1 pseudogene is annotated in these 283 nt (G+C 69.6%); it reads right to left on the bottom strand.

The window, feature by feature from the left end:
- Positions 1 to 283: pseudogene (locus EN874_RS33300) on the bottom strand (type VI secretion system protein TssL); the annotation flags it as partial.

The following is a 283-nucleotide window of genomic DNA, read 5'->3' as shown; positions in this document are numbered from 1 at the left end:
GCGAGGATCACCTTGGCGATCGACTCGACCAGCGGCTCGTAGCCCTGTGTGAGCGTCGGCCGCGACGACTGGAACAGCTCCGGGTTGGAGGACTGGATGACGAGCTTGGCCAGCGACACGCTTTCGGTGCCGCTGAGCGCCCCTTTGAGGCTGTCCGGCGCCTCTGCCTTGAATTCCGGCAGCAGCGCGAAATCGACCGGCTGCGGCGGCTCGGGTTCGGGGGCATCGGGCTTGGGCGCGGCGCGGGTAATGTCGCCTCGCTGGGGCGGGGGCAGCGTGCGGA

Source organism: Mesorhizobium sp. M1D.F.Ca.ET.231.01.1.1, assembly GCF_003999155.2.
In the GTDB taxonomy this organism is placed as follows: domain Bacteria; phylum Pseudomonadota; class Alphaproteobacteria; order Rhizobiales; family Rhizobiaceae; genus Mesorhizobium.
The sequence above is the reverse complement of the archived record's forward strand: the minus strand, read 5'-3'. Positions and strand labels throughout refer to the sequence as shown.